General features: G+C 73.1%; 12 protein-coding genes. 3 read left to right on the top strand and 9 right to left on the bottom strand.

Features of this window, described 5'->3' with window-relative positions; genetic code table 11:
- Positions 1–63: 63 nt before the first annotated feature.
- The 7 genes from ACF1B9_RS21535 to ACF1B9_RS21505 all read right to left on the bottom strand — a co-directional run bounded on the left by ACF1B9_RS21535 (position 64) and on the right by ACF1B9_RS21505 (position 11,654).
- Positions 64–1,638, bottom strand: coding sequence for a nitroreductase family protein (locus tag ACF1B9_RS21535; protein WP_391743074.1), 1,575 nt, complete (start codon positions 1,636–1,638; stop codon positions 64–66).
- A gap of 14 nt (positions 1,639–1,652) precedes the next feature.
- The gene (locus ACF1B9_RS21530) at positions 1,653–3,623 is read right to left on the bottom strand and encodes a TOMM precursor leader peptide-binding protein (protein ID WP_391743076.1); all 1,971 of its coding nucleotides are present in this window, start codon (positions 3,621–3,623) and stop codon (positions 1,653–1,655) included.
- Complete coding sequence (locus ACF1B9_RS21525) at positions 3,613–5,817, bottom strand: TOMM precursor leader peptide-binding protein (protein WP_391743077.1); 2,205 nt, start codon at positions 5,815–5,817, stop codon at positions 3,613–3,615. The genes ACF1B9_RS21530 and ACF1B9_RS21525 overlap by 11 nt, the downstream gene beginning before the upstream one ends.
- Positions 5,818–5,821: 4 nt before the next feature.
- Complete coding sequence (locus ACF1B9_RS21520; protein WP_391743078.1) at positions 5,822–7,714, bottom strand: BTAD domain-containing putative transcriptional regulator; 1,893 nt, start codon at positions 7,712–7,714, stop codon at positions 5,822–5,824.
- A gap of 9 nt (positions 7,715–7,723) precedes the next feature.
- The gene (locus tag ACF1B9_RS21515) at positions 7,724–7,984 is read right to left on the bottom strand and encodes a hypothetical protein (RefSeq protein ID WP_391743079.1); all 261 of its coding nucleotides are present in this window, start codon (positions 7,982–7,984) and stop codon (positions 7,724–7,726) included.
- Positions 7,985–8,232: 248 nt separating this feature from the next.
- Positions 8,233–10,818 (bottom strand): ABC transporter permease, encoded by a 2,586-nt coding sequence (locus tag ACF1B9_RS21510; protein WP_391743080.1) that lies wholly within the window; start codon positions 10,816–10,818, stop codon positions 8,233–8,235.
- Entirely contained in the window at positions 10,815–11,654 is an 840-nt protein-coding gene (locus ACF1B9_RS21505; protein ID WP_391743081.1) for an ABC transporter ATP-binding protein, read from the bottom strand. The genes ACF1B9_RS21510 and ACF1B9_RS21505 overlap by 4 nt, the downstream gene beginning before the upstream one ends.
- Positions 11,655–12,101: 447 nt before the next feature.
- Here ACF1B9_RS21505 and ACF1B9_RS21500 point away from each other — a divergent pair, with 447 nt between their 5' ends.
- The 3 genes from ACF1B9_RS21500 (at position 12,102) to ACF1B9_RS21490 (ending at position 15,919) form a co-directional block, all read left to right on the top strand.
- Entirely contained in the window at positions 12,102–13,661 is a 1,560-nt protein-coding gene (locus ACF1B9_RS21500) for an MFS transporter (RefSeq protein ID WP_391743179.1), read from the top strand.
- 177 nt (positions 13,662–13,838) lie between these two features.
- Positions 13,839–14,303, top strand: a complete 465-nt coding sequence (locus ACF1B9_RS21495) for a DUF485 domain-containing protein (RefSeq protein WP_391743082.1) — start codon at positions 13,839–13,841, stop codon at positions 14,301–14,303.
- Between the two features lie 26 nt (positions 14,304–14,329).
- Positions 14,330–15,919 (top strand): cation acetate symporter, encoded by a 1,590-nt coding sequence (locus ACF1B9_RS21490; RefSeq protein WP_391743180.1) that lies wholly within the window; start codon positions 14,330–14,332, stop codon positions 15,917–15,919.
- Positions 15,920–15,961: 42 nt separating this feature from the next.
- On the opposite strand, the gene ACF1B9_RS21485 is transcribed toward ACF1B9_RS21490, so the two are convergent.
- Positions 15,962–16,861, bottom strand: coding sequence for a cellulose-binding protein (locus ACF1B9_RS21485; protein ID WP_391743083.1), 900 nt, complete (start codon positions 16,859–16,861; stop codon positions 15,962–15,964).
- A gap of 170 nt (positions 16,862–17,031) precedes the next feature.
- Positions 17,032–19,518: an SUKH-4 family immunity protein gene (locus tag ACF1B9_RS21480; protein ID WP_391743084.1), complete on the bottom strand. Its 2,487-nt coding sequence runs from the start codon at positions 19,516–19,518 to the stop codon at positions 17,032–17,034.
- Positions 19,519–19,521 lie beyond the last annotated feature (3 nt).

The following is a 19,521-nucleotide window of genomic DNA, read 5'->3' as shown; positions in this document are numbered from 1 at the left end:
TCTCCCCTTCTCGTTCCGGTGGTCGTCCAAGGTGGTCGCGCTCAGAGGCCGCCCGACAGGCGCTCAGGCGATCTCGTACCGGAAGTCGGCCGGGGCGGGCCGCTCGTTGCCGATCATCATGATCAGCAACGGCGCCTCCCCCGTCCCGGCGAGGGAGAGTTCCTCGATGTACGAGATGTTGTCGAAGCCGAGCGCCACCCCGCAGCCGATGCCCACGGCGGACGCGGCGGTGTAGGCGGTCTGCGCGATCGCCCCGACGGTGGCGTTGACCAGCCGGTATCCGCGGTCCCCGACGGCGTCGAGGACGGCTTCGGTGCGCACGGTGGGCACCAGGACCGCGCCCGCCTGCTCCAGGTTGTAGTTCGACAGGAAGTAGTTCTTCTGCAGGAACTCCCCCGGCCTGCCCGCCTTCACCAGCCGCAGAACGTGCGCGTCGGGGTCGTACTCGTACGCGCCGGGCTCGATCCCCTCGACATGGCCGACGAACGCGTAGAGCTTCGCCAGCCGCTGCCCTCCGGTGTCCCCGCCGATCCGCGAGCCGGCCACGGAGGCCGCCAGGCAGGCGGCCAGTTGCTCGGCTCCGATCGGGCGCTGTGCGTCGAAGCGGCCGAAGCTGCTGCGGCGGGCGCGCAGGGCGGTGCGTACGTCCGTGCCGAGCGGCGGGGCCGGCGGCAGCGCCACCTCCGGGCGGGCCGGATCGGCGGGGTGCGCGGCCGCGGGGGCGAGCACCGCCGGGTCGGGGCGGTCGGTGGCGCGGGCGGCGGTGACGTCCTGCATCCGCCGGAGCGCGTCGAAGGTGAGGACGGTGCGCGAACGCTCACGGTCCCGGTGGCGCACGGAGACCGGGGCGGCCAGGGGTGTACGGGCGGCGGCCCCGGCCCAGTTGAGCGGTACGACGGCGAAGACGCCCTCCGCCGCCGTGTCGACACCGAGCAGCCGGGCGAGCCGTTCCTCGTCGAACCAGAGCGCGGGCTGTACGGACAGTCCGCGCGCGCCGGCCCACATCCGCCAGGTCTGCACACACGCGCCGAGGTCCATGGACACGGCGTGGAAGGAGAAGTTGTTGTACTTGAAGGCGTTCTGCCAGTACTTGATGCCGAGGACCAGATACTGATCGGTGTCCGGCCCCGGAGCCCCGTCCCCGAGCGCCGCCCGCACCTCGCCGGAGACGTCCCCGGTCAGCAGCCGCTGCATCGCGTGGTGCCGCGTGGAGTAGTAGTGCACCCCCGGCGGTACGGGACCGCTCGGCCCGGACACCCAGTAGACGCTGACCGGGTAGAGCCCGCCGCCGGACGCCGAGCCCCGCGACCAGTTGGCGAGCGGGTAGTGCGGCAGGGCACCGAGGTCGGTGTTGGTCTGGATGCCCAGGCGGCGGCCGGTCAGCCCGTAGGAGTCGCGGAGCATCCCGGACAGCAGCGCGAGGTCGAACTCCCCGTCCCCGTAGGTCTCCTGGGCGAGCCCGCGGTCGAGCGCGGCGTCGGCCGGGTAGTCGCAGTCGGGCAGCGGGAGGCTGTCGACGCCGGGGTAGAACTTGGCCTTGCGCGGGCCGTCCGACCAGTTCGGCACGAAGTCGGCGGGGTCCATCGGGACCCGGCCGCGCTGAAGGATCGCGGCGGCGTATTCATGGGCGTACCCCATGGCGGGCTCCTCGGTCACGGGAAGGGGTGCGGGGCGGGGTTGAGGTCGGCGTCGGTGAGATCGCTCCCGCGCAGCCCTGCCTCGCGCAGGGCGGTGCGCAGCCGGTCCATGCCGAGGGCGCGCTGCCGGGTCCAGCCGAAGTCGATCGGCAGCAGTCCGGGCACGATCACGCCGACCGTGGTCAGACCCAGCTCACGCTGTTCCGGCATGGTCTGGTCGACGACGACCACGTCGAATCCGGCGGCGGTGACGGCGTCCACGCACCGGGTCAGGTCGGTGCGCAGATCGTCGGAGACGGGCAGCGCCGAGCCGTCCCCGTACAGCTGGTCGAAGGACCGCAGGGGCGGGCGCGGCGCTCCCGGTTCGCCGATCAGGAAGTGCGCGTGGCGGCCCATCTCCGGGACGCCGTAAGCCAGGGGGTGGTCGTGCAGCGCCTCGACCCGGTGGAAGTCGTCCGCCATGGCGCGCAGCCGCTCCTGGTCGCGTTCGGTGCGCCGGCGGAGGTTCACCGCGTCGGTGGCGATCTCGCAGAGCGCGCCGGCCAGGGCCGCCTCCGGGTCCAGTCCGGCACCCGCGCCGAAGCACATCAGGCCCAGGCCGCCGTCCCTCCGCACGGCGACCCCCGTGACGACCGGGACCGGGAAGGAGATCCGGGTGTCGAAGAAGCGGGCCTCGTAGCCGTACATCTCCAGCCGGTCGACCATCTGACGGGTGGCCGGGCGGCGGCTGGTGCGCGGGTCGATCTCCGGCAGGGACGCCTTCCCGTACCAGGCGAGCAGGAACGCGTCGCGCTCGACGACCTCCATCAGCCCGAAGTAGACGGCCTCTTCGAGGCAGCCTCCCGAGGCGCAGCCGTTGGAGCTCTCCTGGACGAAGCGGTTCTCCAGACCGGGGGCGTGGTAGTACGTGAGGACCTCGGGCACCAGAACCGTGCGCCGGTCGCGCAGGGACCACCCGTGGACCCAGGGGATCGCGCGGTCCGGGGTGAACGGGGTGACGCGCGGATTGGCCCGGTGGAAGGCGTCGGAGTACAGCCCGCACACCCGCGGGTCGAGCGCGTGCTCGCCACGGGCGCGCAGGGCGTTCAGGGAGTCCCGGGTCCGCACCGCCCTGGACCGGGAGCGCATGCCCGCGTACCGCTCAAGTCCTTCGAGCACACCGATCCGCATGCTCTCGGCGAAGGTGTCGGCGTGGCCGCCCCAGAAGGTCTCGCGCAGATACTCCCCCGAGCGCATGGAGAAGCAGCCGATGGTGGCGGAGGTGGAGGTGGAGGAGACGTCCTGGACGACGGACGGACCGAGCGAACCGCACACCGGGTTGGCGTACGGCTCGACGGGCAGCGCGTACTCCTCGATGTCCCGGACCCGGAAGCTGCCGGGCCGGTGCTTGGGCGCCGGGCGCAGGGTGAGCGTGGCCGCCCCGGCGGTGTCCGGCTCCCGCACCCCGCAGCGCGGGCACTCGGGGTCGGGGACGAGCGGGTAGTGGCGGACCGTCAGCGTCCGCAGGTCCACCAGGTGCACGGCGGGCAGGGCGCCGGTCTCCGGTCCCCTGCCGCCGAGCCGGGCGGCGACGACCCCCGCGAGCGCGTGCGCGGCGAACGGTGTGAGGTACGGGGACTCCCCGGCCGCCCGGGTGCCCGAGCCGAGCTCCAGCGCCTCGCGCAGCGCGACGGAACGCACCGCCTGCCAGCGCCGTTCGAGGCAGTGGGCGCAGATCCGCCGGCCGGTGCGTCCGGGCGGCGCGAAGGGGCCGACGACGACGTGCGGACCGTAGAACCGGACGGGCACGGCGGCCTCCACCACCGGGGTGCCGGTGACCGCCGCCCCGTCCGCGAAGGCGTCGCGCACGCCGAGCGGCGCCACGTCCAGCGGCGGCGGGGTGCCGTGGTGGGTCAGGGCCAGCGCCTCGTGCAGGAGCGCCGCGAGCGTGCGTGCGGACTCCGCCGCCGGGGCACGCTCGCCGCGGACGGGGGTCTCAACGGGCATCGGGTCCGCCCCCGCCGTCCACCGTGAGCAGCACCCGGGCGGTACTGATGCCGCCGGTGGCGAGATCGGCCGGGGTGGTGGGCACGTACAGCGCGTCGCGTCCGGCGAGCCGGAGCCGGTCGAGCACCCCGGTGAACGTGGCCGTGAGCCCGGCCGCCGTGACGGGGGCGCCGGTGACCGCGATGCTCCCGGCGGCGAGGTCCCTCACCAGCGGGTCGCCGAGGTCGACGTCCGCGTCCGGGTCCTCGGCGGCGAGTTGTGCCCGGCCGAGCAGATCCCGCAGCGCGGCGCAGGCCGCAGCCCGGCGCGAGAGCCCCGCGCCGACCGCCCAACGCCCCGGCGTCCGCTCCCCGTCGGGCTCCCGGGCCAGCACCACCTGGGCCGAGGTGCGCTCCTCCTCCCCCAGGTCCAGCAGCTCCACGGCGAGATCCAGGTTGGCCGCGGACTTCAGCAGGAACACCAGTTCCGGGTCGTCGCCGTCGGCGGAGACCGGGCTCACCACCGCCGCACCCCGGACCGCCCGCAGCAGTGCGTCGTGCGCCAGCGCCGACAACAGGCCGACCCCCGCGGCCTCCCGCGCGTCCGCACCCGCGCCCGCACCCGCGGCCGTGGCGAGATGGAGCCGGTCCCGGTTGTGCGCTCCGAAGGTGCGTACGGCCGCGGCCGGCACCCGGACCGGTTCCTTGCCGATCAGCGAGGTCGCGACGGTCCAGGCGTCCGGCAGGGCGCCGGTCCCGCCGCCGGTGGTCAGCGTGTCGGGGCCCAGGATCCGGTCGGCCGGCACCGCCGCGGCCCGGTCCAGGGGCACCACGTGCTCCACGTACGCCGCAGCGGCCGCGTACAGCGCCCGCATCCGCGCGCCCGCCAGATGGTGCACGTCGAAGGCGGCGATCCTGCGCCGCGCCCCGGTGCCGAGCGCCACCTCGACCCGGCTGAGCTTCAGCGGGGTCTGGGTCAGCCCCTCGTCGTCGTAGCGGGTGAAGATCCCGGTGTGCGGGCGCACCAGCGCCCCGCTGATCCGGTTCAGGTCCTCGACCATGGCCTCCGCGTCACGGGCGGTCTCCACGGTCGGGGTGACGGGCAGGGCCAGGCCCTCCGGCAGCGCGGGCGCCGGTTCGCGCGCGTCCAGGGCGGCGCAGCGACCGCAGCGGGGGTGCGGCCGCACCGGTTCGGACATCACGTCCAGCGAGGCCAGGTCCTGGACGAGGACCTGCCCCGCGGTCTCGGCGGGCAGCGCACCGGTGGTGAGGCGGAAGATCTCGTAGCCGAGGAGGTTGCCCACCATCGCGGCGACCGGGCCGGACAGTTCGTCCCCGGACACCGGGGTGGCACCCGCGGCCTCGCTCCAGAGCGCGGCGGCCTCCCCGGCCGACACATTGCCGCCCAGCCGCAGCAGGGCGCAGGACCAGCAGCCGGTGGCGGTCGCGGTGGAGAGCGGGCCGACGACGAGCCGCTCGCCGAACAGCCAGGCGGGGATCAGGGTCCGGCCCTCGGGCACGCCGGCGGCGAGCAGCCGGTGGGTGCGCGCCCCGGCCCCGGCCCCGGTCACCACGACGACGTCGTAGCCGTCGAGGGCCGCCCAGTCGGCCTCGGGACCGGCGGCGATCCGGTCCGCCCGTGCGGCGCCCCGGACCGCCTCGGCCGTGACCTCGCCGAACTCCGTGGTCGTGCCGATCCGCACGCACCCGTTCCGCAGCAGGCTCAGCGCGCACCACCGGGCGATCTCGTCGTCGCCGAGCACCGCGACGCGGGTGGCGCGGAAGCGGGCGAAGCGCTCCGGCGCACCGTCGGCGTAGTGGTCGACATAGGCGATCTGGGCCGCGAACCGCTGCGCCACGTCGTCCGGTACCGGCCCGGCCCCGGTGCCGGACTCGGGCACGTCGCGGGCGAACCCCCGCTCGTAGAGCGTCCTGACCAGCTCCGCCGCCATCGCCCGCTGCCCCGGACCGAAGCCCGCGCAGACGTCGGCGAGCCGGTGGTGGCCGGCCAGGTGCGGGACGACGAGGGAGGCGAAGCGGTAGGCGGTGCGTCCGGCCAGGTGGAACCCGCCGTCGGCGTTGTGGAAGAGCACCCCGCCGGGGGTCTCGGTGAACAGCACGTCCCGGCGGATGCGCGGCCGGGTCGCGGCGAGCGCCTCGAACGTCCCGGTCGCTGCGGTTTCGGCACTCTCGGCACTCTCGGCGCTCTCGGCCATGGGGTCACACCTTCTCTGTGCGGCGGATGCGTTCCTGGTCGGTTCTTCGTACGTAGGTGCGGAGCAGTTCGTGGATGCGGTACGGGCCCGGCGGGCCGTCCTCCAGCAGTCCGGCGTCGGCCAGCCGCTCCAGGGCCGCCTCGGTGACGGCCGGGACGTCCTCGGCCGTGAAGGCGGCCCCGGGTGCTGCCGCGACCCGCAGGAACGCCTCGGACAGCCGCGGGTCGAGCCGGTTCAGCGCGCCGTCCAGGAGGGCCGTCACGGACAGGCCCGGGGAGTCGGTGAGGGTGAGCCGGGCGAGCGGGTCCTGGCCCAGCCAGCCGACGGCATCGCCGAGCCGTAGTGCCGGGCGGGTCAGCAGGCGGGCCGTCAGGATGCGCAGGGCGAGCGGGAAGTGCCCGCACAGCGCCGTGAGCCGGTGCGCGGCGTCCGGCTCCGCCTCGACCCGTTCGGCGCCGAGTACGGACAGCAGCAGCGCGTACGACTCCGCCCCGGTGAACGCGGAGAGCCGGTGCACCCACCCGCCGTGCGTGGCGACGAGCCCGGCGAGCCCCATCCGGCTGGTGACGATCACGGCTCCCCGCGCCTGTGCGACGAGGGGCAGCAGCGGGCGCACCTGGTCGGCGTCGCGCACGTCGTCGAGCACGAACAGGGTCCGCCCGTCCGCCTGTCCGGGGCGCAGGGCCGCCGAGACCTCCGCCGCGACCTCGGCGGCGCCACGGGGTTCGCCGTCCGGCCGGGTCGTACGGATGAGCAGCCGGCCCCCCGGGAAACCGTCCCTGACCAGGTGCGCGACGTGATGGGCGAGTGCCGATTTACCGATGCCCGGTGCCCCCGACACCAGCACGGTGAGCGGGTGCCGGCCGTCCTCGCCGGATGCGGCGGGGGCGGTGAGACGGGCCACCATGGCGGCGGTCTCGGCGGCCCGCCCGGTGAAGTTCACCACCGCGGGGACCTCCGGCGCCACGGGTGGCGCGCCCGCCCCCGGCACGGCTGTGACGGCGGACGCTCCGGCGGCCACGGCCACGGGCGGGGCCCAGGGCACCGCCGCCCGCCCCGTCGGCGCCGGGGCGGAGCCGTCGGCCACGACCAACTCGCCTTCGACGACCCGCGTGAGGGCACCGGGCGGCCGCAGGGGACGGCTGTCCTCGGCCCCCGGGTCCTCGCCGCGCAGAATCGCGAGCTCCAACTGCTGGAGGGCGGGAGAGGGGTCGACGCCCAGTTCGTCCAGCAGGAACCCCTTGACCCTCCGGTACTCCGCGAGGGCCTGGGTCTGCCGTCCGGTCCGGTAGAGCGCCTCGATCAGCTGCTCGTGGAGCCGCTCATGACCCGGGTATACGCGCGTAGCCGTCCACAGTTCGACGAGAGCCTCCCCGTAGCGCCCCAGGCCCAGCAGCAGATCGCAGACCCGTTCCACACTGCGCAGCCGCTCCTCCGCGAGCCGCGGCACCTCGTCCCGGTGCAGCACGTCGGAACGCACATTGGCCAGCAGTGAGCCCTGCCAGAGGGACAGCGCGTCCTTGAGCGCGCACAGTTCGGCCTCCGGGTCCTCGGACATGGCCACCGCGCGGCGCACCTGGTCCCGGAAGCCGAGCAGATCCAGCGAGTGCGGTTCGGCGGTGATCCGGTAGCCGCCGGGCACCGCCTCGATGGAGGTCTCCGTCACCCCGTGTTTGGTGAACAGCCGGCGCAGCCGCAGTACGCAGGTCTGGAGGGCGGCCTTGGCGGTGGCCGGCTGTTCCTCCCCCCACACGGCCCGCTGGAGGTAGTCGGCGGACACCACGGCGTTGGCGTGCAGGAGAAGTGCGGCCAGCAGGATCGTCGGCTTCGACGGCTGGAGCACGACGGCCTCGGGACCGTCCGTGATGGTCAGCGGCCCTAGCAGCTGAAACCGCATCACGGCGGTCTAGTCCCAGCCGTTGACCAGCTTGCACACCTGAACGGGTGCGGCGGGCAGGGGGAGCCGGTCCAGTACCGTCTCCAGGTGCGTACAGGCCGTCTGATCGGCCTGTACGGGGCCGTGTTGCCCGGCCGGGGGACCGAAGGAGGCCGTCCCCGAAGCGGAGGCGGCACCGGCGGAGAGCGCGAGCGAGACCAGGGCGAGACCGGTGACGGCGGCAGTGCGTGCGGCGCCGGCCGGCCGGCGCGAGAGCGAAGAGCTGAACACGATTCCCCTTCGGCTGTTGCGTCCTGCCGGGGGTTCCCGGCAGGACGACGATGCCAGCGAGGAGGGCGCACGGGCGCGCCCGGACGTGTCAGCTTGCTGCACGGACCACGGCAGCTTCGTGCAAGCGGCCCCGGTCGCGGGAGGTCCCGGGGGACGCCCGGCACCGGGGCCGCACGCGTTCGGCCCCGGAGTGTTTGGAGGAACACCCCGGGGCCGGATCAGTCATCCTACGTGGACCGTGGCCGCGGCTATTCCGTGGCGATCGCGTTCAGCACGTTCATCCTGCCCGCCCGGAACGCCGGGACCAGGGCCGCGAACAGGCCGACGAAGGCCGAGGCGACGAAGACCGTGAGGATCGTCGGCCACGGGATCTCCAGGACGTTGAGCCCTTCCAGGGCCAGCAGCTTCTGGGCCGCCGTGCCCCAGCCCATGCCGAGGCCGAGGCCGAGCAGGGCGCCGAAGACCGCGATGACCACCGACTCCAGACGGATCATCCGGCGCAGCTGGCGGCGGGAGAGGCCGATGGCGCGCATCAGTCCGATCTCGCGGGTCCGCTCGACCACCGACAGCGCCAGGGTGTTCACCACTCCGAGCACCGCGACGATGATCGCGAGGGCCAGCAGGCCGTAGACGATGTTCAGCAGCTGGCCGATCTGGTCCTTCAGCTGCTCCTTGAAGTCGGCCTGGTTCTTCACCTCGTACTGCGGGTACTTGGCGAGGGCGTCCTTGAGGGCGGCGTACGCCTCCTTCTCCTTTCCGTCCTCGGCCTTCGCGAACATGATCATGTTCTTCGGCAGGGTGTCGGCGGGGACGTACCGCGCGGCGGTCGTGATGTCGGTGTACATCGCGCCCTTGTCGATGTTCACGTCGTCCGAGGTGATCGCCGCGACCTTCAGCCTGGCGGTCTCGCCGCCCTTGAACGCGATGGTGAGCCGGTCGCCGACCTTGACGTGGTGCTCGGTGGCGTACGTCTCGCCGACCGACATGGCGTCCTTGCCGTAGGCGTCGGCCAGCTTGCCGGAGACGGTCTCGCGGCGCACGTCGTCCCGGTACGTGGGGTCGACGGCGGCCAGGGCCTTGTCCTCGGTGCTGCCGTCGGGCGCGGTGATCTCGGCGCTGACGACCTTGTACGAGGTGAGGTGCTCGATGCCCGGCACGGCCTCCAGGGCCTTCTCGGCCTGCGGCACGATCAGCTGGAAGTTGCTGCCGGACGACTGGACGATGAAGTCCGCGCCCACCGACTTGTCGAGTTCCTCGGTGGCCGAGGCGACCATGGAGGAGCCGACGACCGAGAGGCAGGCCACCAGGGCCAGGCCGATCATCAGGGCGGCGCCGGTCGCTCCGGTGCGGCGCGGGTTGCGCAGGGCGTTGCGCTCCGCGAGCCGTCCGACGGGGCCGAACATCCGCAGCATGACGGCGCTCAGCACCCGGACCACGAAGCCGGCCAGCAGCGGGCCGATCACGATGAAGCCGATCAGGGTGAGGACCACGCCCGCACCGAGGAGGAGCGAGCCTTCGCTCGACTTGTCGGCGCGCGTCGCGGCGAGCAGCGCGGCGCCTCCGGCGAGGGTGAGGACGAGGCCGATCGCGGCCCGGACCCGGCCCGCGCGGCCGTCCGCCGGGGTTCCGGCGTCGCGCAGGGCGGCCATCGGGGAGATCTTCCCGGCGCGGCGGGCCGGGATATAGGCGGCGACGACGGTGACGAGGATGCCGAGAGCGAGGCCGACGACCGGGGTCGTCCAGGCGATCGTGAGGTCCTTGGTGGACAGTTCCATGCCCATGGCGCCCATGAGCTTCATCAGGCCGACGGCGAGGCCGATCCCGGCGCCGACGCCGAGGACGGAGCCGACGATGCCGAGGAACAGCGCCTCGATCAGTACGGACCGGTTGACCTGCTTGCGGCTGGAGCCGATGGCCCGCATCAGGCCGATCTCGCGGGTGCGCTGGGCGACCAGCATCGAGAAGGTGTTGACGATCAGGAAGATGCCGACGAGGAAGGCGATCCCGGCGAAGCCCAGCATCGCGTACTTCATGACGTCGAGGAAGGAGCCCATCGAGTCCCTGCTGGCGTCCGCGGCCTCCTTCTGGGTCTGGAGCTCGTACCCGGAGGTGTCGCCGAGCGCGGTGGCGACGTTCTTCTTCAACTCGGTGTGGGAGACACCGGACTGGGCGGACACGAAGACGACGCTGAACACGTCCGGCGCGCCGAGCAGCTTCGTCTGCGCGGTGGCGGTGTCGAAGTAGACGACGGCAGCACCGGGGTTGGTGACCTTGAACGTGACGATGCCGCTGATCTTCGCGTCGATGTCACCGTTGGGGGTGATGGTGCGCAGCGAGTCGCCGATCTTCAGATGGTGCTTGTCGGCGGTGTCGGCGTCGAGCATCGCCTCGGTCGGACCGCGCGGCACGCGACCGGAGGTGATCTCCATCGAACGCAGGTCGTTCTTCGTCCAGTTGCGCGCGATCGTCGGGGCGCCCGACGTCGAGCCGATGTTCTTGTCGCGGCTGTCGACGACGGTGACGGACGTGCTGACGGCCGCGCCCTCGGCGTCCTTCACCCCGGTGGCCCCGGCGGCCTTCTCGACGGTGGCGGCGGGCACGGTGACGGGCTTGCCGTTCTCCGGCAGCCGGTCGTTCTCGTCGGGGCCCTTGGGCCGGACGGTGACGTCGGCCGCCGTCGCGGCGAAGAGCTTGTCGAACGTGGTGTTCATGGTGTCGGTGAAGACGAGCGTGCCGCACACGAACGCCACCGACAGCAGGACCGCGACGGCGGAGAGCGCCATGCGTCCCTTGTGCGCGAAGAAGTTGCGCCTCGATGTCTTCCAGACGGTCATGAGGTCCGCCCGCGGGAGTCGAAGTCCTTCATGCGATCGAGGACCTGGTCGGCCGTCGGGCTGTGCATCTCGTCGACGATGCGCCCGTCGGCGAGGTAGAGCACCCGGTCCGCGTAGGAGGCGGCGACCGGGTCGTGGGTGACCATGACGATGGTCTGGCCCAGCTCGTCGACCGACCTGCGCAGGAAGCTCAGCACCTCGGCGCCGGCCCGCGAGTCCAGGTTCCCGGTGGGCTCGTCACCGAAGATGATCTCCGGCCGGGCGGCGAGCGCCCGGGCCACCGCGACGCGCTGCTGCTGGCCGCCGGAGAGCTCGGTGGGGCGGTGCTTGAGCCGCTCGGCGAGACCGACGGTCTCCACGACCTGCCGCAGCCAGGCCGCGTCGGGCTTACGGCCCGCGATGTCCATCGGCAGCGTGATGTTCTCCAGCGCGTCGAGAGTAGGGAGCAGGTTGAACGCCTGGAAGATGAAGCCGATCCGGTCCCGGCGCAGCTGGGTGAGCTTCTTGTCCTTGAGCCCGGTGATCTCGGTCTCGTCCAGGAAGATCTGACCGGAGGTCACGGTGTCCAGTCCGGCCAGGCAGTGCATCAGCGTCGACTTTCCGGAGCCGGACGGACCCATGATCGCCGTGAACTGACCGCGGGCGATGTCCACATCGACATGGTCGAGCGCGACGACACGGGTCTCCCCCGCCCCATAGGCCTTGACGACCTGCCGCGCCCGCGCAGCCACGGCCGTACTCCCACCCGTCACCCGACCACCGCCCCTCATCGAGGCGCCGCGCGCCGCACCTTCCCCTTCGCCCCCGTGCCCGGGAATGGTTACAGCCGTTGTCACGGTTTTTCTCCTATGTCCGTCAGTGTTCAGGATGTCGCGGTGTATGGATGAAGTCTGGTGTCCCGAGAGGGGCCGGCGCTCTGGTGCGCAGCGCAGTCTTCGGGTGGGGTTTCCCCCACCCCACGCCCTGTGGCCAGCCGCATTCGCGGCGGGAATCAGCCGTTTCTCGCGGTGTAGGAACACGATAAGGAGCGGGCCCGTGCCGCCACGTCCTCCGCCGGGAGGAAGCGCCCCTGGGCAAAAGTGGGGAGCGCCCCCTAGGGGTATCGACCCCCAGGTGGAGACGGGCCTCAGGGGCTGGACTCATGGGTGCACCCACCGAGGCCGTCGGGCCCGTCCCCCGGCAGCACCCTCCCTGCCGGGAGCCACGGGTGAGACAGTGTCACGAGAAAATACGTGCATGGGGAAGGAATCTTGGTGAGCGGCGCGGGCGGCAGTACCGAAGCGATGTCCGGGTCCGGGGTGGACCCGGCCCCGTCCCCCGCCGCACCGCGCGGACGCGGTCCGGTGGTCGCCGCCCTGATGCTCGGCATGGCCCTGGCGGCCATCGACGGCACCATCGTCTCCACCGCCGTCCCGCAGATCGTCGGCGATCTCGGCGGTTTCTCCGTCTTCTCATGGCTGTTCTCCGGCTATCTGCTGGCCGTGACGGTCACTCTGCCGGTGTACGGGAAGCTCTCCGACACCTTCGGCCGCAAGCCGGTCCTGATCGCCGGCATCGTTCTGTTCCTGTTCGGTTCGGTGCTCTGCGCCGCCGCCTGGAACATGGCCGCGCTGATCGCCTTCCGGGTCGTCCAGGGCCTGGGCGGCGGCGCCCTCCAGGGCACCGTGCAGACCATCGCCGCCGACCTCTATCCACTCAGGGAACGCCCGAAGATCCAGGCCAAGCTCTCGACCGTATGGGCCACGTCGGCGGTCGCGGGGCCGGTGATCGGCGGACTCTTCGCGGTGTACGCGGACTGGCGCTGGATCTTTCTGATCAATCTGCCGATCGGGGCCGTCGCGCTCTGGCTCGTCGTACGCCACCTGCACGAGCCGTCCCGCATCCGCCGGGCGGCCGGCGCGCCCCGCCCCCGTATCGACTGGGCGGGCGCCCTCGCCGTCTTCGCCACCGGCACGCTGCTGCTGACGGCGCTCGTCCAGGGCGGGGTCGCCTGGCCCTGGCTCTCCGCCCCGTCCCTCGGGCTGCTGGCCGGCAGCGTCGCGCTCGGCGCGCTGACGGTCGTCATCGAACGGCGGGCCGCCGAGCCGATCATTCCCGGCTGGGTCTGGCGGCGGCGGACCATCGCCTCGGTCAATCTCGCGCTGGGCGCGATGGGACTGCTGATGGTCGCCCCCACCGTCTTCCTGCCGACGTACGCCCAGTCGGTGCTCGGCCTCGGCCCCGTCGCCGCCGGTTTCGTCCTGTCCGTGATGACTCTGAGCTGGCCGGTCTCTGCGGCGTTCTCCAACCGCGTCTACAACCGCATCGGCTTCCGCCTCACCGCGATCATCGGCATGGGCTGCGCCCTGCTGATACTGCTCGCCTTCCCGCTGCTGCCGTATCCGGGCGAGCCCTGGCAGCCCGCCCTGATCATGCTGCTGCTCGGCGCGGCGCTCGGGCTGTTCCAGCTGCCGCTGATCGTCGGGGTCCAGTCGACGGTCGGCTGGGCCGAGCGGGGGACGACGACCGCGTCGGTGCTCTTCTGCCGACAGGTCGGCCAGAGCGTCGGTGCCGCGCTCTTCGGCGCCGTCGCCAACGGGGTCCTCACCTCCCGGCTGGCCGCCGCCCCGGTACCCGGACTGCCGGGCGACCTGGACGCGGTCTCGCGCGCCCTGGACGACCCGGGCAGCCTCTCGGCCGCCGCGACCGACCAGTTGCGGCGGGCCGTCGACGCCGCCGTCGACCATGTCTATCTGGGCGCCGCCGCGGCCGCGGCGCTCGCCCTGCTGGTGCTGGTCCTGCTGGCCCCGCGCCGCTTCCCGGTCCTCACCGAGGAGCCCGGCGGCGACACCCCCACGCCGTAGTGCGGGACCTCCTTTTCGTCGAAAGTTCACGCAACTGAGCCATTACCGTGGGCAGTTCCAGCCATACTCTCCTCAACTGCCGTACCCACGAGTAATGTTCGCGCTTCCTACAGCACACCCGCACTCCTGCCTTGCCGTCCGGACCAGGACCCGAGCCTTGCAAGGAGCAGCCCCCAGATGTCGTACGGAAACCCGCCCCCGCCCCCGTATCCCTCCCGGCCCGAACGGCTGCCGAAGCCGTCCCGGCGGCATCGGCCCCCGCCTCCGTACCACCCCGACTACCTGCTCCCCTGGCAGAGTTCGCAGCCCTCGCCGCCCGCGGAGGGACCGGACGCACCCGCCGCGCCCGCGTCCTGCGCCACCCGCCACGGCGATCTGCGCCGACTGCGCACCGCGTACCGGCTGCTGCGGCGCATCACGACGCTGACCGCACTCGGCTACTTCATCGCCTTCCTGCTGCTCTCCGGCTTCGCCAAGGACCTGATGGACCGGCCCGTGTTCGGCGGTCTCAACCTCGGCCTGGCGCTCGGCCTCTGCCAGCTCCCGGTGACGCTGCTCGCCGTCGTCCTGTACGAGCGGACCGCCCGGCAGACCGTCGATCCCCTCGCCGCCCGGATCCGAAGAGCGGGAGCGGCCCGGTGAACGGATTCGACAACTCCGCGCAGACCATGTCCCTGGTGGCCTTCCTCGCCGTGGCCACCGTGGCGCTGCTGCTCTGTGTGATGACCGGTCCGGACCGCGACGACCTCGACGAGTTCTACACCGGCTCCCGCTCGCGCTCCCCCCTGCGCAGCGGCCTCGCCCTGGCGGGCGACTACCTCTCCGCCGCCACGGTCCTCGGCACCACCGGCATCATCGCCCTCACCGGCTACGACGGGATGATCCTTGCCCTGAGCATCACCCTCTCGCTCGTGCTGCTGATGTTCCTGCTGGCCGAACCGCTGCGCAACGCGGGCGGGTTCACCATGGGCGACCTGCTCGAACGCCGTGCCCCCGGCCGCGCGGTCCGCATCGCCGCCTGCGCGGCCGCTCTCGCCGCACTGGTGCCGATGATGGTCGTCCAGCTCGCGAGCAGCGGCGATCTCCTCGCCTTCATCCTGGGGTTCGACAGCTCGGGATTCCGCACCGGCGCCATCATGGGGCTCGGCATGCTGATGATCGGCTACGCGGCGATCGGCGGCATGAAGGGCACCTCGCTGATCCAGGTCGTGAAGACCGTGGTCCTCTTCGTCGCCGCCCTCACCATCGCCGTACTGATCATGAACCGGTTCGGCTGGGACACCGGCGCCCTGCTCTCGGCCGCCCAGCAGGGCAGCGGGGCGGGGGGCGCCTATCTGCGCTCGGGGCTCCAGTTCAAGGGCAGCGGGCTCGACATGGTCAGCTCCGAACTGACCGTGGTGCTCGGCGCCGCCTGCCTGCCGCACGTCACCCTGCGCATGACGAACGCCCCGTCCACCCAGGCCGTCCGCCGCTCCCTGTCCTGGGCGGTCTGTGTGGTCGCCGGGATCTGTCTGCTGCTCGTCGTGATCGGCTTCGGCGCCGGCGCGCTCGTCGGGCATGACGGCATCACCGCCGCCGGGGCATCCGGGAACAGCTCGATCCTGCAGGTCAGCGGAGCCGTCGCGGGCGGCGGCCAGATGGGCGCGCTGATCGTCACGACGATGACGACGGCGATCTTCCTGACACTGCTCGCCTCGGTCGCCGGAATGATCCTGGCCTGTGCCAACGCCCTCGCCCACGACCTCTTCGCGCACGGCCTGCACGGAGTACGCCGCCAGAACAGGCAGCCGGTGGCGGGCCTGTCCGAGATGCGCACGGCACAGGTCTCGGCGGTCGCCGTCGGGCTGCTCGCCATCACGCTCGCCGTCGTGGCCAGGCACTGGAACGTGCAGGCGCTGGCGACCCTCTCCTTCTGCGTCGGCGCGTCGGCGCTCGCCCCGGCGCTCGTCTACAGCATGTTCTGGCGGCGCTTCACCCGTACCGGACTGCTCTGCACCCTGATCGTCGGCACCGTCACCGTCATGGTGCTGATCACGGGCACCAATCTGGTCTCGGGCTCCCCCTCCTCGGTCTTCCCCGACCACGACTTCAACTGGTTCCCGTTCACCACGACCGGGCTCGTCTCCATCCCGGCCGGATTCCTGGCGGGCTGGCTGGGAACCGTCCTGCCCCGCTACACGGCGGCCGAGGCCCGCCGCGGGTACGACAGGGAGGAGCCCCGCATCCTGGCGGGAGTGCCACCGGCACCCCGGCCCTGAACCACCCCGGGCCACAAGGCCCCGGTCCGTACCGGCGAGTCCTCAGTCCTCCGTCGGATCCGGAACCACCCGCCCGGTGAGCGCCGCGAGCGAGTTCCGCACATGCGCCATGTGCGCCCGCACCTCCTCGCGGCCCTCCTCGTGCTCCCGCAGAATCCGCTCCGTCTCCCGGACCACCCGCTCCTCGCGGACCCGCGCCGCCGCGATCAGCTCCGCGCCCCGCGCCTCGGCGTCCTCCTGGCCGTGCCGGGCCGCCTCCTCGGTCTCCGCCAGCGCCCGCCGCACCTCGGCCAGGCGGGCCTCCGCCCGCTCGATCTGCTCGTCGTGACGCGCCGCCTGCACGGCCTCGGCCTCGGCCAGCTCGCGTTCGGCCGTCTTCCACCGCTCGGTGTGCTCCTGCTCCTGGTGCGCGAGAACGCTCGCCGTACGGCGACGCGTCTCGGCCATCGCCGACTCCGCCTGCTCCCGGACCTCCGCGGCCTCCCGGCGGGCCTCGGCAACGGTCTCCTCGGCGGTGCCCCGGGCCGTGGCCAGCGTCTCCTCGGCGTACTTCCCGGCCGCCGTCCGCATCGCCTCGGAGTCCGCGCCCGCCGACGCGCGGAGCCCGCGGCCCGCGTCCTCCGCCGCGTCCCGCAGCGCCTGCGCATCCTCCTGGGCGGCGCCCCGGACGTCCTCGGCCTCGCTCTCGGCGAGCCCCAGGATCCGCTGGGCCCGCTCACCGAGCGATGCGTAGTTCTGCGGGGCGAGCGCGGCGACGGCCTCGCCGAGCCGCGCCGACTCGGCCGACAGCTCATCGACCAGCGCGGTCAGCCGGGACACCTGCTCCAGCGCCTCGTCCCGCTCCGCCGACAGATCGGCAGCTTTGTCGTCCACCTGCTCCGGGCGGTAGCCGCGCCCTCGCACCACGACGAAGCCGTGCGGGGACACCGGTGCAGAACTCATCCTTGAAGCCTCTTTCCGACTCTCCGATCACCAATACGTCAAGGATGCGGTAATTGGCACAGAAGTCGGAATCGATGAGCCGCGTTCCGGACGGAAGCGACAGGCATCACAGACCGTGCGAGGACGCCCGGCCCCGGTCGGGGTCCGGGCGCCCTCGCACGGCTGCCGGGTCAGATCAGCCCGTCCCACATCTGCTCAAGGAGTACGGACCACCAGCTCTCCGGCGACGCCAGCGCCGCCGCGTCCAGCGCCACCAGCTGGGCCTGGAAGTCGACCGTCCAACGGCCCGCCTGCTCCGGGTTGAGCCCGAAGCGCAGCCGCCACATCCGGCCGAGCAGCGCCATCGAGCGCTGGAACTCCGGCAGCCCGGTGTTCACGAACTGCGGCGCCACCGACTGGCCGTGCCCGCCCGCGGGGGAACCCGCCTCGACCGGCACGGCCACGATGTTCGCCGTGCCGTACTGGACACAGATCGCCCGACCGAAATCGGTCCCCATGACAAGGTACGACCCGGCGTCCGGGGCGGCCTGAACCTGCCGCTGCGCGGCGAGCTCGGCCAGCGTCGGCACCACCGGCCGGCCCGGCTGTGCCCAGAAGAACGGCCCGAAGTCGGCGGGCAGCCCCGCCCACACCAGGGTCTGTGCCACGGTCTCGGGCACACCCTGACGGGACACCGCGCGCTGGTCGAAGCGGAGGATGCCCTGCGGGCCGAAGCTCTGCAGCAGTTCCTGCGCGACGACCTCCGGCGGCACCTGCGGCGCGGCCGGCATCTGCGGCAGCGGCGCACGCACCGGCGCCGGGCGCGCCGGCCCGTCCGCCACCTGGTGCAGCTCGCCCTGATGCGTGAGCAGATGCTGCATGCCCTGCTGGCGGCTGGCGTGATCGGTGCCGTACGGGGCGACGCTGGTGATCCGCACCTGCGGCCAGGTCTCACGGATCATCCGCGCGCAGTAACCACCGGGCAGCTCGCACGACTCCAGCTCGGTATGCAGCTCGATGACCTGCTGCGGCGGCACGTTCATGGCCCGCAGCTCGTGCAGCATCTGCCACTCGGGATGCGGGGTGCCGGGCGCCGAGCGGCGGATCAGCTGCTGCTCACTGCCGTCGGGCGCGCGGTAGCGCAGCACGGCCTGATAGCCGGGGCCGACGGTCGGCTGACCGCTCGGCGCCTGCGGATAGCCGTACGCCGGAGGCGGCGGGCCGTGCGGATTCGGCGGCACGGGGCCGGGGCCGCCGCCCTGCGGCATTCCGGGCGGACCGGGCGGACCCGGAGGCTGCGGCGCACCAGGACCACCCATGCTCGGGTCGGCCAGCATCGTCGCAGCATGATGCACACCCCCACCCGACGGCGGAGGCGTCGAACCAGGAGGCACCGGCGGACCGGGCGGACCGGGAGGCTGCGGCGCACCAGGAACCCCTGGCGGCCCCGGAGGACCAGGAGGCTGCGGCGCACCAGGACCACCCATGCTCGGGTCGGCCAGCATCGTCGCAGCATGATGCACACCCCCACCCGACGGCGGAGGCATCGAACCAGGAGGCACCGGCGGACCGGGCGGACCCGGAGGCTGCGGCGCACCAGGAACCCCTGGCGGCCCCGGAGGACCAGGAGGCTGCGGCGCACCGGGCGGACCTTGCTGGGAGACGAGCCCGCCCGGCAGATACCCACCTGCCGGAGCGCCGGGCGCACCCGGTCCCGAGGGCGGCGGCACGGGAGCGCCGGGCCGGGCGCCCGGCACACCGGGGGCACCGGGCGGCGGCGGGGTCGTCGAACCGCCCCCGCGCGGACCGCGCGGCGGCACGGCGGCCTTGCTGGTGGTCGCGTCCGCGATGTCACCGGCGCCGGGAGCACCCGGGGCGCCCGGGGCGGGTCCTCCGGGAGCGGAGCCGTCGACACCCTGCGGTTCCAGGCCCGGGACGATCGCCGTCCTGGGCAGCCGGCTGCCGCCGGACATCAGAGCGGTCGGCGCGTCGGCGGGCACGACCGGCGGCGGGGTGCCGTCGTCGTCGGAGCCCGAGAGCGGCGGCGCGAACACCGTGGCGGGCAGCGGCACCGCACCGTCGTCGGAGCCCGCGTTGGTGTCGGTCCCGGCCCAGGGCGTGGCACCGGCGGGCACGCTCGGCGGGGATGCCGGAACGCCGTCGTTGGCAGTGGGCTCGTACTCTGCCTGCCCGCCCCGCGCCGCTGCGGGCACGGGCGCGGCAGGGGCGACGGGGGGCTGCGGGGCCGAAGGGGACGGAGCGGCCGGAGCGGGCGCGTCCCCGCCCCGGTCCGCTCGGTGGTCCGGGATGCCCAGCTTGTCGGCCGCCTCCTGGAGCCACTCCGGGGGGCTCAACAGGAAGGACGTCTGATTCAGATCGATGCGCTGCGGTGGCTCCGGAGCGGCCGGTGCCGCGCCCTGCGCGCCGTACTCCTCCTCGTAGCGCCGTATCACCTCGCCCACCGGCAGCCCCGGCCACAAAGAGGCCTCACCGCTGTCCCGGGCGATCACGAGCCGCTGCCGGCCGCCGTCCGAGACCGGGCCCTCGGCGCGGTCCTCGCCCCACGCCACGAAGCCCAGCTCGAACTCCCGCACCCGCACCTCACGGTGCTGGTACGCGGGCACATCGCCGTTGATCCACTCGTCCGCGCGCTCCTGCGCCTGCGCAAAGGTCACCATCGC

This window comes from Streptomyces sp. NPDC014727 (assembly GCF_043083485.1).
Taxonomy (GTDB): Bacteria; Actinomycetota; Actinomycetes; order Streptomycetales; family Streptomycetaceae; genus Streptomyces.
This window is presented reverse-complemented; position numbering and strand designations above follow the sequence as displayed.

Coding starts and splice junctions, on each gene's coding strand:
- ACF1B9_RS21535 (WP_391743074.1), bottom strand. CDS start 1,638: ATGGGGTACGCCCATGAATACGCCGCCGCGATCCTTCAGCGCGGCCGG.
- ACF1B9_RS21510 (WP_391743080.1), bottom strand. CDS start 10,818: ATGACCGTCTGGAAGACATCGAGGCGCAACTTCTTCGCGCACAAGGGA.
- ACF1B9_RS21490 (WP_391743180.1), top strand. CDS start 14,330: ATGTCCCTGGTGGCCTTCCTCGCCGTGGCCACCGTGGCGCTGCTGCTC.
- ACF1B9_RS21525 (WP_391743077.1), bottom strand. CDS start 5,817: ATGGCCGAGAGCGCCGAGAGTGCCGAGAGTGCCGAAACCGCAGCGACC.
- ACF1B9_RS21495 (WP_391743082.1), top strand. CDS start 13,839: ATGTCGTACGGAAACCCGCCCCCGCCCCCGTATCCCTCCCGGCCCGAA.
- ACF1B9_RS21530 (WP_391743076.1), bottom strand. CDS start 3,623: ATGCCCGTTGAGACCCCCGTCCGCGGCGAGCGTGCCCCGGCGGCGGAG.
- ACF1B9_RS21480 (WP_391743084.1), bottom strand. CDS start 19,518: ATGGTGACCTTTGCGCAGGCGCAGGAGCGCGCGGACGAGTGGATCAAC.
- ACF1B9_RS21485 (WP_391743083.1), bottom strand. CDS start 16,861: ATGAGTTCTGCACCGGTGTCCCCGCACGGCTTCGTCGTGGTGCGAGGG.
- ACF1B9_RS21520 (WP_391743078.1), bottom strand. CDS start 7,714: ATGCGGTTTCAGCTGCTAGGGCCGCTGACCATCACGGACGGTCCCGAG.
- ACF1B9_RS21500 (WP_391743179.1), top strand. CDS start 12,102: ATGTCCGGGTCCGGGGTGGACCCGGCCCCGTCCCCCGCCGCACCGCGC.